General features: G+C 46.8%; 1 protein-coding gene. It reads right to left on the reverse strand.

Features of this window, described 5'->3' with window-relative positions; all coding sequences use genetic code 11:
• On the reverse strand, nucleotides 1–679 hold a 679-nt coding region (locus tag ACS8FC_RS17875; protein WP_459112980.1), incomplete at both ends, for an acyl-CoA dehydrogenase family protein.

Here is a 679-nt window from a genome sequence, read left to right on the forward strand (position 1 = left end):
ACCACCATAGATTTGCTGACCGTGTTTGGCTGCTTCGATACCTAATTCAGTCAAGAAACCTTTTAGGATTGGCGTGTAGAAACCGAGCTTGTCATCCCATTTTTCGAACTCTTCGTCATCACCATTAACGATACCCTGTGCCATTTTGTCGGCATAGCGCGCTGAGTGATAAATCATCGAACGGCCGCCTTCAGCAAAGGCTTTTTGCGTCAATAGCATACGGCGTACGTCAGCATGATGAATGATGGCATCAGCTACTTTTTCAGGATCTTTAGTACCTGACAGAGTACGCATAGAACGACGTTCTTTGGCATAAGGTAGCGCATTTTGGAAAGACAGCTCAGTGTGCGCCAAACCTTGGATACCAGTACCGATACGAGCAGTGTTCATAAAAGTGAACATCGCTTTTAGGCCTTTGTGCGGTTCGCCAATTAGGTAGCCAGTAGCACCATCAAAGTTCAATACACAGGTAGAAGAGGCGCTGATACCCATTTTGTGCTCGATTGAGCCGCAGACAACGGCATTGCGCTCGCCAGATTCACCTTCAGCATTCGGCGTGAACTTCGGTACGATGAATAGCGAGATACCGCGTGTGCCTTCTGGGGCATTGGGTAGACGTGCTAGGACAATATGAATAATATTGTCTGTTAAATCATGCTCACCGCTTGAGATAAAGATT

Source organism: Psychrobacter sp. 1Y4, assembly GCF_051847555.1.